We start from the raw sequence: 13670 nt of genomic DNA on the forward strand, positions 1-13670 counted from the left end.
CTCAGCTCCGGGTAACAGAAACTGAACCGCCGATAACTTCCTGACAGGCGTTCGCCAGTTCATCAAGACGGTTAAACCATCCACTGAGAAACTTACCCTGGGAAGCATTTGATTTGATGATGTCGGCGTAGAAGCGGGAACGGCGCAGGAAGCACCGGTTTAATAACCATTCCGGGTCAGCGCCAATGACAGCCCGGTTGGTGTTCGGCCCTACGATGCCATCGGCGGTCACGCCTGCTGCCGACTGAAGCTGACGAATCGCGGCTTTCACGCCATGCTGTACGGCAGCATCGAATACGAAAAGTGAGATGCCATCTGGCCAGTTGGTGCAATACGCCGCCTGCCAGTAATCCCGGTAATAAATCTGAGCAGCCTGTTCGGCGGAAAGTTCTTTAATGGTGGTATCGGGTTTGCCGTCGCCGTTTACGTCAGTTTTGCCGTCAGCAATACCATCGCGTTTATCGGAAATACCGAACTTAGTTTCACCACCTTTGTCGGTGGAGTCGTTGACATAGCCGCCTTCTCTGGCGAGAACGAAGTCGAGTGCGTGTTGAAAGGCTGGAGAAAGGAGTTGAGTTGTCATGCCTGCACCTTTTTTATGAAGGAAAGAGGTAAATGTCACTTTCATTCATTTTGTTGCAGGTATAAAAAAAGCCGGATTTACCGGCTTCATTTAATATAGTTGTGCTATCAAGTAGTTCTGATGCCGCAACCGAATGTTACCGTGGAACCTATAGTACGGACGGATATATCATAAGATTTTCCATCTACATTACCAGTGGCACGTAAGATACCGTTTTTATCTTTATCAGTCGCAAGAGCATTCTGAAAAATGGAAAAAACTGCATCGTGAACAGTAGAATCATCGCTGTCAGCTACCGCTTTGGCCAACTGATTACATTGACTTAAAGCAAAAGCGGCTTCAATTTTTGGTGTTTTACCTTCAGTCAAAACCATGACACTTGCTTCATCTTTTCCCAAAGCCCAGACGCTTTGGAATACTGAATAGTCTTTGCGGACAGAAAATATCTGAACCCCATCAATGATGTTACCCTTTTCCCAATCATTACGTTTAATAACATCTTGTTTATCAAACTGAGCAATTAGTTTTTCATTAATAGTTTGCGGTTCTTTTTTCGGGAAAAAATATGAATAACCCCCACCTAAAACAATAGCCAGAATTAAAACGTTTGAGAATTTCATACATTAGTCCTTGCCAAATAAATCCGGTTGATATTTGCGTTGCTCCAGTCTACGCATTCGTTTGATAGCTTTATACACTGTTTTGTAGGTCACATGGTAGCGCTCTACCAATTCGGGAACATTATCGCCAGTGAAGTCACGCCAGATTCGCATGTCACGAACCAGATACTCCAGTACCTGACCACGTGGAAAATAAACCTGCATTCCGCCAATTTTACTGCTGATAGCGGCAACTAATTCAATCGAATGTTTAGGCTCGTAACCCAGACGCTCCAGCTCGACGCGAAGTAGCGCATTCAGTTCGGACAACAGTGAAGGGAATCGTGCCCCTTCAATTTCATCATCAATATGGTCAAGAATACTGTCGTCGCGTACATCATCAAAGAGTTCGCCATTCATTTTGTCCACCTTTTCACGGCTTCAGAATAGGCCCAGCAAATTGTGTCGTAGTCCCTGACTTCATCGCCAGTGCGGGGGTTCATCGGTAGGCGCAGCCCATGTTCAGTCAGCGACTTTTTCATCGCCCGAATATGCCACTGCTTGAGGCTCTCCAGAAAGTTAACCTCCATATCACCTCGAAGCCATTCGACACTGGCGACACCCTGACCGCCGTTAATCTGGTTGGTATGGCGCTTAACAAAGCGATCGAGGCCAGCATCACTACCGTCACGGACGAAGCCATCGCTGTGCATAGTGCGCCAGACCGCGCGGATTTTAAGGCTTGTATCTGACGGAGAAGACATGCGACGCGGCTTCTTAGTCGGTTTAACCTTAAAGCCTTTCTCTTCCATCGCCTTAAGTACTTTTTGCAGTTCCGACTGTGACATATCGCGGCAGCTTATTTTACCGGGAATGATACTGCCCAGCATCGCGCGATAGGTTTCATCATCCAGACCCAGCGAACGGCGGGCTACGTGGATAAGTTTGATGGTATTAGCCCGCATGCTTTTCCCCCTGCATGTGATTTTCAGTGTGTTGCTGCTCCCGGATCATCAACTGCGCGGCATGCATGAGCAGCGACATGCAACGACGCAGACCAGCAGCAGCGTAGCGATTGTTAGTATCACGATCCCGGTACAGCGCATCAGCCAGCTCAAACTGCTCCTGCGCATCGGCTAGCAGGGTCGTCACAAACGGTGTACAGGTTGCTACCGGGTTGACCTCAACACCCACACGCTGGGCAAGGCGGGTAAGTGAACGAGCCTTGCTTTGCTCAATCATGTCGTTCAGACCGTTGTGACGCAGCTGCTCGATCATGATTTCAACGTCAGCCGCTTCTTCTGCAACCCGTGACGCATTGGCTTTATGGTTCACGAAGCGCACACAGCTGGCCGCCAGCTCGCTGCACTCTTCGGAAGTAGCCAGCACCTGACGGTCATATCCCCACTGCGCCAGCGCGTTATCGTAAATAAGAGGTTTATTCATGATGTATTACCCTTTTCCTGAATTCGGCGCGAACGAATCCCTGACGCACGCGCCGTTATTAATTTGAAGTTTTATTTACTGGTAATTAAAGCTTGGCTAAATCCAGCGAAATTTGCTGATAACTACCATCACCCTGGCGCTCATAAAGTCGCAAATACTGACTGGTGCCGGTCACCTGAATAGCGTCAGCAATGGCATCCATTGCTTCATTCCATTTGACATCGTCAATGTTCAACTGGCGCAGACTCAAAACCTGGTTGATATCGATTTTTCCCTGTTTGTTGACGCGGAAGGCATGATCAACCATCGCCATAATCTTCTCATCAGCGCCGACAGACCACTCACCAATGCAGTCATCAATCAGTTTTTTAGCCGCCTGGATACGCTCATCAAAGACGCGATGCTCACCTACGGCACGAACCAGCTTGTAACGACCATCGAAGCTGACCAGCGATACATTACCTTTGGTGCCGCCGTACTCCACACCATATTCAGAAGCCGAAAGGTCAATAAAGTCGGTGATTTCCTGCATGGACTCCAGTTTAAACGCAGCCAGCAGCTGGCGCTGTTGGCGGGCAGCGTCGATGATATTCATCACCACTTCGTCACGTAGCTTATCGAGCGGTTTAATTTGCGACTCGGGGACCAGATGTCCCTGCGCATTAGTGCGGTAACCCACTGGGGTATTTCCTGTATTGTTCATATTGATACCTTTAATTACGTCCTTATCCACGAAAGACGATGTTTGAAACAATGCGGCGGCTTAATTCCATTTTTTCGGCAATGATCGCAATGGATAAACCTTCTTTATAAAGCTCATTGCATAACCAGGCATCATGAGCATCTGCCGACTCAATCACCAGAGACAGACCAAGTCGTTGTGCTCGTGACTGGATGGCGCTCTGACTGCGGTTCATCCTTTCAGAAATCTGACTGAGGGTGAGTTTTCCTGCATGCTTTTCAAGCAATGCAAGTTCCTGTTTTGTCCAGGGACGACTTTTCCCGACTGCCATAATCACCTCCAGATAATCCGACAACCATTGAAACTGGCCACCCAGATAGAGCGGGAGCCACTGTTATTGCGTTCAACAATACGTACAGCACTGTGCAATAACTCAGCCGGAGGACATGACACCTCCAGAATCGGGCGGGTACGGGACTGGCGAAAGCCGGTCACCAGACAACCTTTCTGATTGAGCATGGCCTCTGTTGCCATGGCCTGCTGCACGTGGGTCGAAATCAGTTCAGGAAACATGTTTAACCTCGCAGTAACGTGGAAACATCGACGTCCAGATCCAGATCGCGAAATGCTTTCAGGATATAGGCTTCATTCACCGCTTCACCAGCACCGTGTGCAGTCATTGCAGCCAGACGTAGAGAATGGCTGAGAATACGCAGCGCACCGGGTTTCTGGGCGATTTGTTGCAGAAGCTGACGCTCTTTTTCACCCTTAATCTGCCAGGCATCTGCAATGGCAGATACGTCGGCTTTCTTGGTTTTATTGATGGCCACGCGTTTGGCAATACGGGAGAAAAGACGGGCAAATTCAACGGTACGGTTACCGCCGGTCATATTGGAATAGACACGATGATTACCCATCAGCACCAGTCCGACGCGGGTCGCCTCCTGAAGCAGGCGCAGCTCTTCCAGGGCTTCAGCGCCCAGATGATCAGCTTCATCAATAATGATGAGACCCTGAGTGCCATCAAGACGACGGCGCAGGGCGCGAGCCAGTGGGCCTTTGCGGCGTGGTGCATCATTCATACCCACCTCGTAGGCCAGTTCAGTCAGACATTCAAGAACACTGGCGCATGCCGGAGTTACTGTAATCATCCAGACGTTATCGTTGGTACGACAGTATTCACGTGCTGCCTCAGACTTACCCACACCCGGGTTACCACAAATCACGCCAATACACTCTGTCAGATGAGCGTAACGAAATGCCGTCCAGATTTGTTTCACGGTTGGCGTCTCGATAAAGCGTGGAGGCTCAGGGAATTCTGCGGCCGCGAACTGCTTGCTGACCCAGCGCTGCAGGGCTTCTTCCACACGTTCGTTATCCCCCGCATATTTACCGTTCATAAAACTGCTGAGGGTGCCGGAGGACAGGCCTGTTTCTCGAGCCACTTTATTAAAAGTCAGTCCTTTTTCGTCCACGAGGTTGCGCAGAACCCCGCGAATATCAGAGATATTCACATCAGACATAATTAACTCCATATTTTTGAATTAAATTTAAACGTGATTCAAATAACGTTTTTACGTTTATTCTGTTCCAGCATATCCAGAGAATTATTCAGGTATTCATCCTCCATATATTCCGCTTCCTCGGTTTCAGCCAGCATGACTGGCGCTGCGGTATGAGGGCGGTAGACATTCCCCTGTAACCAGTTTTCCTTCTGCGGGGCTGGCAGTGTATGGACATTCTCAGCCTCGGCCAGACGGACTTTCTCCTCGCCACGCGCTTTCATACCCTTAATGCGCTGCTGGCGCTGATGGTACTCAGCGGTAACAGGGAATGCCTGACGCTTGTTACCATCCCAGATCGCTTCGCATATAAATGAGCCATCCATGCGGCGAATAATGACTTTAGTGGCATCATGGATGTCATAATTCACAAGCACTTTATTGCCATGTTCGTGGTTGAGTTCAGACGAGTAATAAAGGTTGTTGAACAGGCGGACTTCACAGCGGCTCACGCTGCGCTCAATCTGCGGCATGAACATTTCGCGCAATTCGAGATCAGAAAGCCACTCAATTTCAGTTGCCTCTTTCTCAAGTTTGTAACGGCGAAACTGTGCCGGGGTAAAATGTTCACCATTGCCACGCTTCGGCAGCGACTCGTGCGGACGGTTGTTGTACCACTCAACACCACTCTCAATTTCGGCAATTAATGCATCCCATGAAGGCAGGTCACGCAGAGTCTGCTGCTGTTTAACTGACAGCTCCTTACCTTTGGCCACTGCGTTAGTGGCTGACATCAGAGCCTTTGTGGTGCGACGGACGGTGCTGCGGTCCGCTCCCGTGCCATAGTAAGTCGCAAACTGGCGGGAAATACGCATGGCCAGTGTACGGTTGAGGCGTTCGATGATGCCACGACCCTGCGGGTTCTCAGGAATACCCAGCCGGTGATCGATACCGAGGCGGGGAAGAATACCCGTGATGTCGGCATCAAACGTGTTATTAGTCTCGCCGCCACCATTATCAGAGTAATACAGGAAAGGTTTCCCGTTATTCTTAATACCGTGGCGCATGGCATCAGCAACCGCAATCACGCTTTCCGAAAGCGCAAGGCTCCAACCGACGATATATCGGCAGCAACCGTCCAGGATGAATGTCACCTCAGGGGAGAACGGGTTACCGTGATCGGGGTGCGCTACTTTCATCTTCATCCCGTGGCCATCACCAATCCAGACATAATTGACGGGCAGAGATTCCCAGTCACGGCGGACAAAACCTTCGTACTGTCTGAACTCGCTGCCCGTCACGCGACCTTTTTGCTTTACCACTATCGGCAATTTATCCATCGCGTAACACACCTGATCGTAAGAGGGCATTGCAGCAATCATCACCATGTCCCCCTGGAAACGCTCTGACCATTCAATGGCAAAATCATCATAGGCCTCCTGAATGCCGCGACCATCAGGGCGACGGTAGAAGCGCAGGAACTCAGGCAGCCACTTAATCTCTTCTGGTTTCACACTCTGACGCTTACCCGGGGCCAGTAACATCAGACGTTCGGCGGGGGTATTCGCTTTATTGAAATCTGCCAGCCAGCGTTTCAGCGATATCTCACTGAGGGAGCGCGATGCCCCTTTCTTGGCGTTTGCTGCCGCTGCGGCATCTGCCAAGCGCTGGGGTAATTCTCCGGCCTGTGCCTGACGCACGATTTCACGCAGCGCTTTCGCCCGGGTAAAGCCCGGCAATTGCCCCAGACGAATCACCTCAGCAACCAGCGCCATTCGTGCATCTGCCGTTAATCTCTGTGCTGATGTCAGTGAGCCCAGTTTTTCCTCCATCAGTGCGGGGCACTTGCGGTATACCGCAATTTTGCTCTCGTCACTGCCTTTGGCGTTATGTGCTGTTACCTCAGCGGCAGGAGTATCACCTGGCTGCGTGGCCAGCATGGCTTTAACCTGACGGGCACGCAGGATTTTTTGTACATCCTGTGGCAGGCAGTCGATGTGGTATTCAAATGCCTTGGTGCCAGGGCGTTTACGAACAAGCTCCGGGGTGTTACCCACGATTTTTTTCAGGCTGTATCTCAGCCCCTGCTGGGTCGCTGGCAGTCCCGGAAGACCAGCCAGTTCACTGATGGTCACGTACATGTCACTAGTCCTTGTTGTAACGGTCTGGCCAGATTAATGCGGGATCTACATTGAGAGCATCGGCAATGATGCGCTCGCCTTTGGGATAGGGACGAGCCAGTGCATTTTTTAATGTATCTGGCTTCAATCCGACGCTAACGGAGAGGCTACGCAGTGTCAGCTTACGCTTATGAAGCTCGCCAACGATGTCCACGTTATGCCAGCCCCTGACGGGAATGACTTCATTTATTTCCATTCTTCGCATATCCTAAAAAGTTAACCGCCCGGATAATCCGGCTGGGTTATCCGTTGGGATAAGTATTGATCCAAATTAGCATCACGTAAAGCAAAAAAGACTCTTTCTTTTGTCATTTTAGAATGAGGTGACTCTAATTTGAATCTTGTTCATTTAAATCAATACGTTAACTGGGAAAGAAAATGAAAGAACGAAAAGCAACAGAACTTGCTTTTGATGAAGAGAGAAAAGAAAAATTTATTCAGCGTTTGCGTTCGTTGATTGGCGCCCGAAGCGTACGCTCAGCCGCAACAGATTGGGGGATGTCTTTTTCAACACTTAACAATTACCTAACAAGAGGAACGGAACCTTCTTTTGCGGCCATGCAACTGATTGCATCTAAGGAGCAGGTAACTCTGGATTGGTTGGCGTTCGGGAATGACAGAGTTGATTCCAATATGAATCAATCAGTGATACTTGACGAGGCGCATAGGAGTTCTGCTAACTTAGCTCAAAGCACCTGGAGAATGATTTTCGAAACGCTAACTCCAGAAGAGCAAAAGGAAATTTTAGATTTTTGCTTAAAAGAGGGAGCCAGGAGTATGGTTGGATTAGTCGCGAGCGCAGCAGCTACAGACCGAAATTTTATGAGCTTATCCGTGGCAGACAAAGAACGCCTTTTAAGGCTTAATGAACAATTGAAAAAAGGGCCATCTGAAGGGGATAGCGGTGTAGCCGAAGCGGACCTGCATAGTGATAGTAAGAAGGTCGGCTGAGTGGTTCCTGGCTGAAGTAGCTATTTATTACAGCTGCTATACGTTGGATCAATGCATTACATCAACCAGCAGGCCTTCTTTTTTTGAAGTGTGTTAAAATTTTCTTTGAACGCTAAATATCAGCTTTTGAATGTGCAGTGAGTCAGTATCAAATGTTTTGCCGATCGGCTGCATTTCTGTAAAACGGTATCAAATGAGATGTTGAACCGCCCCCACTAATCCCGCGCATTCCCGGTTAATCCAACCTTCTCCCGGTAGTATCAAATGATTTCCTTCCCCATAGTCGCGCTACAAATTTGGGAATATTTCAGTTTTTACGGTATGCGTGCGCTGCTGATTCTGTATCTCACTAACCAGCTTAAGTACGACGATAATCACGCTTATGAACTGTTCAGCGCCTACTGCTCGCTGGTCTACGTCACACCCATTCTCGGAGGGTATCTGGCAGATAAAGTGCTCGGCAACCGGATGGCGGTGATGATCGGCGCATTTTTGATGGCGGTGGGGCATCTGGTGTTGGGCGCCAGCGAAATGGCCCCGGCATTCCTTTATTTATCGCTAGCGATTATCGTCTGTGGCTACGGTCTGTTTAAATCCAACGTCAGTTGCCTGCTGGGTGAACTGTATCAGCCTGAAGATCCCCGCCGCGACGGTGGGTTCTCTCTGCTCTACGCCGCCGGCAACATCGGTTCAATCATTGCCCCGATAGCCTGTGGCTATGTGCAGGAAGAGTACAGCTGGGCGATGGGTTTTGCGCTGGCCGCTATCGGCATGCTGGCAGGGCTGGTGATTTTCTTATGTGGTAATCGCCATTTCTCCCATACCACCGGCGTCAATAAGGCCGTCCTGCGCGCGAAAAAATACATGTTGCCGAACTGGGCCTGGTTGTTAGTTCTGCTGGTTGCAGCCCCACTGCTGATTACTGTCTTGTTCTGGAAAGAGTGGTCCGTGTACGCTCTGATCGTTGCTACTGTTATCGGTCTGGCGGTTCTGGCGAAGATTTACCGCCAGGCGCAAACCCAGAAGCAGCGCAAAGAGCTGGGGCTCATCGTCACGCTGACCTTCTTTAGCCTGCTGTTCTGGGCCTTTGCTCAACAGGGTGGTAGCTCAATCAGCCTGTATATCGACCGCTTTGTTAATCGCGACATTCTGGGGTATTCCGTACCCACCGCGATGTTCCAGTCGGTTAACGCCTTTGCGGTTATGCTGTGCGGTATCGTGCTGGCATGGGTGGTCAAAGAGAGCGTAGGCGGCAATCGCACCGTACGTATCTGGGGCAAATTTGCCCTTGGTCTCGGTTTAATGAGCGCCGGTTTTTGTATTCTGACCTTAAGCGCCCGCTGGTCCGCCGCTTACGGCCACTCTTCCATGCCGCTGATGGTATTGGGGCTGGCGGTCATGGGCTTTGCGGAACTGTTTATCGACCCGGTGGCAATGTCACAAATTACCCGCATTGAGATCCCCGGAGTAACCGGTGTATTAACTGGCATTTATATGCTGCTTTCCGGCGCAATCGCCAACTACCTGGCTGGGGTGATCGCCGACCAGACGTCACAAGGTTCGTTTGACGCTGCCGGCGCCATCAACTATTCCATCAATGCCTATATTGACGTCTTTAGCGAAATTACCTGGGGCGCACTGGCCTGTGTGGTACTGGTGCTGCTGATTTGGCTGTACCAGTCGCTGAAATTCAGAAACCGTGCGTTAGCGGTAGAGTCCTGAGTGTACAGGCCCGATGATGTGATAAGATTCGGGCCTGTTTTTTCAGGTAATTATGCATGAATTGCTGCGAGTTCCTCTTCAGTAAGACCTGTAACCAGTAGCACCATTGTGCGATCTATACCTTGCTCCAGCATGGTTTGCGCTATACGTAATGCGGCTTCTTGTTTACCCTGCTGTAACCCTTCCTGTAATCCATCTAACCGTAACCGCTCTGCAATAGTCATCAGCCTCTCCTTATGTTGGGGGATCCGTTGCGCTATCTCCTGCATAAATTCATTAAAACGAGATTCGTCGCCAGATTGTAGGATGTAATTAAACATCGCCTGTAATTGCGTGTCATTAGCGCATCCAGTAAGTAGCAGCGTGGCCAGTTGCTCTACCAGCCCCATCAAATCCCGCTGACGGATATGTTTTTGCATTAATTCCAGCAGCGCCATTCGTCTGCGAGCCATGATCTCATCATCGGGTACCACCGTTATGTCTACCAACGGAAATGCGCTGGAATAAAGCTGTCTTGCCGCCACGGGGTCAGCAAAGGCATCCAGCCAGCACAATGAGTACGGATAGGGGCTTCGACAGCCATGATAAAAGAGCATCGGTATCACCAGAGGCAGTTCCTTATGCCCTGCGTCCAGATGACGCTGCATCGCCGCCATCGCATAACGCAACAGACGAAAAGCCATATGCGGCTCGGCTGAACTTTGATGCTCTATCACCACATAGACATAACCATCACCGTTGCGTGTGTGCAAAGACCAGAGCACGTCGGAGTAGCGCGAACGTAAATCCGCTTCAATAAAGCTTTCTGACTCCAGCTTCAGCGAATTCAAATCGCAAAGCATCCGCAGTTCAGCTGGCAGGTGAATGTCGAGAAAATCCCGCGCCGTTTCGGGATGATGTAAAAACGTTTTAAATACCGCGTCGTGCGGTGTGGAGGTTGTTGGCATTGTCATCAAGTTCCATCACCCGAATGAAGATGACGGAACTTTACTGCCAGATAAAAGCATCTGCATCAGGGCATTAACAACCTTGCGCGCACACTTCAGCGCTAAACGCGCCCAACTGCAACAAATCCATTTTGCTGGAAGGCATTACGCAGAAATCCACCCTGCCTTTACCCTTTTCGCGCCGCCTCATATGCCGCCAGCGTCGCCAGTCTGGCCTGCTTATGATCGACAATCGGGCGAGGATAGTTAAGCGTCACCTGCGCTTTTTCCGCCCACGACCACGGCTCATGGATGGCTTTACCCGGCACATCGCGCAATTCCGGCAGCCACTGGCGGATAAACTCACCGTCACGGTCAAATTTTTCGCCCTGCGTCGTGGGGTTAAATATGCGGAAATACGGTGCGGCATCGGTTCCGGTGGATGCGGCCCACTGCCAGCCGCCGTTATTGGCCGCCAGGTCGCCATCGATCAGTTGCGACATGAAATACTGCTCCCCTTTACGCCAGTCGATCAGCAGGTCTTTTACTAAAAAACTGGCCGTAATCATGCGTAAACGATTATGCATCCAGCCCGTGGCGTTGAGCTGACGCATCGCCGCATCCACAATCGGGTAACCCGTTTGACCCGTTTGCCAGGCCTGCAAATGCGTCGGGTTATTCTGCCATTGCACGCGATCGGTCCAGCGGATAAAGGGTTGATACCGACACAGCGCCGGATGATACGTCATCAGATGACGATAAAATTCACGCCAGATAAGCTCGTTCAGCCAGACGCTGCCCGCCCCGCCCTCAAGCGCCTGCGGCTGCTCTGCGAGCAGTCGATTCAGGCATTGGCGCGGCGATAACCCGCCTGTCGCCAGGCTTGCGGATAATCGACTGGTCCCGTCAATCGCTGGAAAATCACGCTGCTGTTCGTATTTTCCCGCAGCCTGCTGGCAAAACTGGCGTAATTGCGCGATGGCCAATTTTTCCTCTGCCACAAACCTCTGCGCATCAAAATCTTGCTGCGGATAGCTCAGCGTTATTGATGTTAACGGTGCGTCAAGAGCGCCGCTTTCTCTCATTTTTGGCGCTCTCACACATTCTGGAATACCGTCTTTAATCCGCTTCAGCCAGGCATTTTTAAACGGCGTGAACACTTTATACATCTCATGATTGCCGGTCATCACCGCTCCAGGAGGCAGGATCACGCTGTCATCAAACCCTTCGCACACCACCTGGGGTAATGATTTCTCTACGTTTACATCACGCTGTCGTTCGTTTATTTCATATTGATAGTTATAAAATAATCGACTGACGTCATACTGCAGGCAGACACGTTTGACGGTGTCCACGCTGGCCGCAAAATCAGCCACTTCATGAAACAGTAAAGGGATGCCTTTTTCTGCCAGCGCCGCTTGTAACGCATTCAACTGCGCGTTGACAAATGCCGCCTGACGCGGGGCCATATCGTGGGCCTTCCACTGCCCGGGGGTAGATATATATAACGCCAGCACCTGCGCAGAACGATCCCGACAAGCCGCCGCCAGCGCGAGGTTGTCGTGCAGACGTAAATCACGCCGAAACCAGACCAAATGGGTGGTCATAACACTCCTGAAGAAAAAAATTAACGCCCGTAGCGCAAACGCAGAGCCTCTGGCCAGGGATTGAAATAGCGCTGCCCGGAGAGATAAGCATCCGGGTATTCCGCCATATAGTGTTTGAGTAATGTTATTGGCGCAAGCAGCGGTTGAGTCGCACGTCGATAGCCGTCAATGAGAGAGGCCAGCTCTTGTCGCTGACGAGAATTTAATTGCGTACGAAAATACCCTTGGACATGCATCAGCACGTTGGTATGGTTGCGCCGGGAGGGAAGATGCGCCAGCAAACTCATCAGCCTTAAGCGATACTCGACAAAATAAGCCTGCAAATCTTTCCATTCGCCAATCGCCGCGACAAAACGCCCGAGTTCGCGATAGTCCGGCTGGGAATGGGCCAACAGTAATAGCTTGTAACGACTGTGATAATCGATTAATGCGCCGCGCGTTAACCCTTGCTGGCGGATACTGTTGAGCTCGTGCAAAGCATAAATACGCTCAACAAAATTTTCCCGAATCTGCGGGTCGTGCAAACGCCCGTCCTCTTCCACGGGAAGCCAGGGTAACGTCGACATCAGCACAGACGTAAAGATCCCTCGTCCGGCTTTACGGTTGTTTTTGCCTTCCGCGTCGTAGACTCGCACCCGTTCCATACCGCAACTGGGTGATTTCGCACAGACGATATAGCCGCACAAATGCACCAGACGATCGCTTTGTCGCTGACTAAAAGCCGTCATTGCGTCGGTCAAATCCCCCTCGCGCTTATCACTAAAACGCAGGGAGACAGCCTCGCCCTCTTTGACCAGATGCAGAGCAGGTCGTGGGACCGGTAACCCGATCCCCAATTCAGGGCATACGGGTTCAAACGCGACCCACGGCGACAGTTCTTCTACAGCAAAGGCCAGGCGCTTATGCCCACCATCATAGCGAACCGCTTCCCCCAACAGACAGGCACTGATACCAACAGGGATATTCTCGCTCATGATCGCTCCTTTTCATTCCTGAGATAAGTGTAGCTATCATGAGCAAAAAAGCCGCTGATATCAGCGGCTTTTAGGATTCATAAATTATCAATAGAAATCGCAGGTGGCTTTTTCAGCCTGCTCCATCCACACCGGCTTATCACTGGTTTTAGACCAGACGCGATGCAGGTAGCTGTAAAAACGGGCACGGTCTTTCCAGAACAGCATGACCGGCAGCGCCAGTACGCCTGCCACTACGGCAAAGGTACGGCGTAAGAAAACAATGTGTGCTGGATATTCTTTATAAAAGTCCATAATCCTCTCCCATATAACTGTTCGGTGAATCGCACCGGAAAAATAAAGTTGGTTAACTGATGAAAATAATACCGCCTTGTGTGTAATTTTACTACTCATCCGACCACTTATTTTTATCTATTTATGCCCCGTTTAGCTTAAAACCGTAATTAAGTTACATAAAAGTTAAATTAATACTAACCATTAGTTAAATAATGGTCTTTG

At 50.3% G+C, this 13670-nt stretch carries 17 protein-coding genes; 2 read left to right on the forward strand and 15 right to left on the reverse strand.

What is annotated here, in order from left to right; all coding sequences use genetic code 11:
- Position 1: 1 nt before the first annotated feature.
- From AC534G_RS17770 to AC534G_RS17820, 11 genes are all read right to left on the reverse strand, one after another.
- Positions 2-583 (reverse strand): glycoside hydrolase family 108 protein, encoded by a 582-nt coding sequence (locus AC534G_RS17770; protein ID WP_097471207.1) that lies wholly within the window; start codon positions 581-583, stop codon positions 2-4.
- Between the two features lie 107 nt (positions 584-690).
- Positions 691-1203 carry a hypothetical protein gene (locus AC534G_RS17775; RefSeq protein ID WP_046275146.1) on the reverse strand — a complete coding sequence of 171 codons (513 nt, stop codon included), beginning with the start codon at positions 1201-1203 and terminating at the stop codon, positions 691-693.
- Positions 1204-1206: 3 nt separating this feature from the next.
- Positions 1207-1602, reverse strand: a complete 396-nt coding sequence (locus AC534G_RS17780) for a Mor transcription activator family protein (protein ID WP_046275145.1) — start codon at positions 1600-1602, stop codon at positions 1207-1209.
- Complete coding sequence (locus AC534G_RS17785) at positions 1599-2147, reverse strand: gp16 family protein (RefSeq protein ID WP_046275144.1); 549 nt, start codon at positions 2145-2147, stop codon at positions 1599-1601. Before AC534G_RS17785 ends, AC534G_RS17780 begins: the two co-directional genes overlap by 4 nt.
- Positions 2137-2628, reverse strand: coding sequence for a nucleoside triphosphate pyrophosphohydrolase family protein (locus AC534G_RS17790; RefSeq protein ID WP_046275143.1), 492 nt, complete (start codon positions 2626-2628; stop codon positions 2137-2139). Before AC534G_RS17790 ends, AC534G_RS17785 begins: the two co-directional genes overlap by 11 nt.
- Before the next feature lie 85 nt (positions 2629-2713).
- Entirely contained in the window at positions 2714-3331 is a 618-nt protein-coding gene (locus tag AC534G_RS17795; RefSeq protein ID WP_097471227.1) for a DUF3164 family protein, read from the reverse strand.
- A 22-nt stretch (positions 3332-3353) separates the two neighbouring features.
- Positions 3354-3641 (reverse strand): hypothetical protein, encoded by a 288-nt coding sequence (locus AC534G_RS17800; protein ID WP_097471205.1) that lies wholly within the window; start codon positions 3639-3641, stop codon positions 3354-3356.
- Positions 3642-3643: 2 nt separating this feature from the next.
- Positions 3644-3883 (reverse strand): Kil protein family, encoded by a 240-nt coding sequence (locus AC534G_RS17805; protein ID WP_097471204.1) that lies wholly within the window; start codon positions 3881-3883, stop codon positions 3644-3646.
- A 2-nt stretch (positions 3884-3885) separates the two neighbouring features.
- The gene (locus AC534G_RS17810; RefSeq protein WP_046275139.1) at positions 3886-4833 is read right to left on the reverse strand and encodes an AAA family ATPase; all 948 of its coding nucleotides are present in this window, start codon (positions 4831-4833) and stop codon (positions 3886-3888) included.
- A 38-nt stretch (positions 4834-4871) separates the two neighbouring features.
- The gene (locus tag AC534G_RS17815) at positions 4872-6953 is read right to left on the reverse strand and encodes a Mu transposase C-terminal domain-containing protein (RefSeq protein WP_046275138.1); all 2082 of its coding nucleotides are present in this window, start codon (positions 6951-6953) and stop codon (positions 4872-4874) included.
- Positions 6954-6957: 4 nt separating this feature from the next.
- Positions 6958-7188: a helix-turn-helix domain-containing protein gene (locus AC534G_RS17820; RefSeq protein ID WP_046275137.1), complete on the reverse strand. Its 231-nt coding sequence runs from the start codon at positions 7186-7188 to the stop codon at positions 6958-6960.
- Between the two features lie 182 nt (positions 7189-7370).
- Here AC534G_RS17820 and AC534G_RS17825 point away from each other — a divergent pair, with 182 nt between their 5' ends.
- Positions 7371-7943: a helix-turn-helix domain-containing protein gene (locus AC534G_RS17825; RefSeq protein WP_496594447.1), complete on the forward strand. Its 573-nt coding sequence runs from the start codon at positions 7371-7373 to the stop codon at positions 7941-7943.
- Positions 7944-8207: 264 nt separating this feature from the next.
- A complete protein-coding gene (gene dtpD, locus AC534G_RS17830; RefSeq protein ID WP_496594448.1) occupies positions 8208-9665 on the forward strand; it encodes a dipeptide permease DtpD in 1458 nt (485 codons plus the stop codon).
- Positions 9666-9715: 50 nt separating this feature from the next.
- Here dtpD and AC534G_RS17835 read toward each other — a convergent pair whose 3' ends face one another.
- From AC534G_RS17835 to AC534G_RS17850, 4 genes are all read right to left on the reverse strand, one after another.
- Positions 9716-10618, reverse strand: coding sequence for an Rpn family recombination-promoting nuclease/putative transposase (locus AC534G_RS17835; RefSeq protein ID WP_110498560.1), 903 nt, complete (start codon positions 10616-10618; stop codon positions 9716-9718).
- 161 nt (positions 10619-10779) lie between these two features.
- Positions 10780-12198, reverse strand: a complete 1419-nt coding sequence (phrB, locus tag AC534G_RS17840) for a deoxyribodipyrimidine photo-lyase (RefSeq protein WP_110498561.1) — start codon at positions 12196-12198, stop codon at positions 10780-10782.
- Between the two features lie 20 nt (positions 12199-12218).
- Positions 12219-13172: a YbgA family protein gene (locus AC534G_RS17845; protein WP_110498562.1), complete on the reverse strand. Its 954-nt coding sequence runs from the start codon at positions 13170-13172 to the stop codon at positions 12219-12221.
- Between the two features lie 87 nt (positions 13173-13259).
- Positions 13260-13466 (reverse strand): YbfA family protein, encoded by a 207-nt coding sequence (locus AC534G_RS17850; protein ID WP_003022870.1) that lies wholly within the window; start codon positions 13464-13466, stop codon positions 13260-13262.
- Positions 13467-13670: the final 204 nt, after the last annotated feature.

The sequence above is a fragment of the Citrobacter sp. CRE-46 genome, assembly GCF_059615875.1.

Excerpts from the sequence above, each read along its gene's own strand:
- AC534G_RS17770 (WP_097471207.1), bottom strand. The coding sequence starts at position 583 with ATGACAACTCAACTCCTTTCTCCAGCCTTTCAACACGCACTCGACTTC.
- AC534G_RS17775 (WP_046275146.1), bottom strand. The coding sequence starts at position 1,203 with ATGAAATTCTCAAACGTTTTAATTCTGGCTATTGTTTTAGGTGGGGGT.
- AC534G_RS17780 (WP_046275145.1), bottom strand. The coding sequence starts at position 1,602 with ATGAATGGCGAACTCTTTGATGATGTACGCGACGACAGTATTCTTGAC.
- AC534G_RS17785 (WP_046275144.1), bottom strand. The coding sequence starts at position 2,147 with ATGCGGGCTAATACCATCAAACTTATCCACGTAGCCCGCCGTTCGCTG.
- AC534G_RS17790 (WP_046275143.1), bottom strand. The coding sequence starts at position 2,628 with ATGAATAAACCTCTTATTTACGATAACGCGCTGGCGCAGTGGGGATAT.
- AC534G_RS17795 (WP_097471227.1), bottom strand. The coding sequence starts at position 3,331 with ATGAACAATACAGGAAATACCCCAGTGGGTTACCGCACTAATGCGCAG.
- AC534G_RS17800 (WP_097471205.1), bottom strand. The coding sequence starts at position 3,641 with ATGGCAGTCGGGAAAAGTCGTCCCTGGACAAAACAGGAACTTGCATTG.
- AC534G_RS17805 (WP_097471204.1), bottom strand. The coding sequence starts at position 3,883 with ATGTTTCCTGAACTGATTTCGACCCACGTGCAGCAGGCCATGGCAACA.
- AC534G_RS17810 (WP_046275139.1), bottom strand. The coding sequence starts at position 4,833 with ATGTCTGATGTGAATATCTCTGATATTCGCGGGGTTCTGCGCAACCTC.
- AC534G_RS17815 (WP_046275138.1), bottom strand. The coding sequence starts at position 6,953 with ATGTACGTGACCATCAGTGAACTGGCTGGTCTTCCGGGACTGCCAGCG.
- AC534G_RS17820 (WP_046275137.1), bottom strand. The coding sequence starts at position 7,188 with ATGGAAATAAATGAAGTCATTCCCGTCAGGGGCTGGCATAACGTGGAC.
- AC534G_RS17825 (WP_496594447.1), top strand. The coding sequence starts at position 7,371 with ATGAAAGAACGAAAAGCAACAGAACTTGCTTTTGATGAAGAGAGAAAA.
- dtpD (WP_496594448.1), top strand. The coding sequence starts at position 8,208 with ATGATTTCCTTCCCCATAGTCGCGCTACAAATTTGGGAATATTTCAGT.
- AC534G_RS17835 (WP_110498560.1), bottom strand. The coding sequence starts at position 10,618 with ATGACAATGCCAACAACCTCCACACCGCACGACGCGGTATTTAAAACG.
- phrB (WP_110498561.1), bottom strand. The coding sequence starts at position 12,198 with ATGACCACCCATTTGGTCTGGTTTCGGCGTGATTTACGTCTGCACGAC.
- AC534G_RS17845 (WP_110498562.1), bottom strand. The coding sequence starts at position 13,172 with ATGAGCGAGAATATCCCTGTTGGTATCAGTGCCTGTCTGTTGGGGGAA.
- AC534G_RS17850 (WP_003022870.1), bottom strand. The coding sequence starts at position 13,466 with ATGGACTTTTATAAAGAATATCCAGCACACATTGTTTTCTTACGCCGT.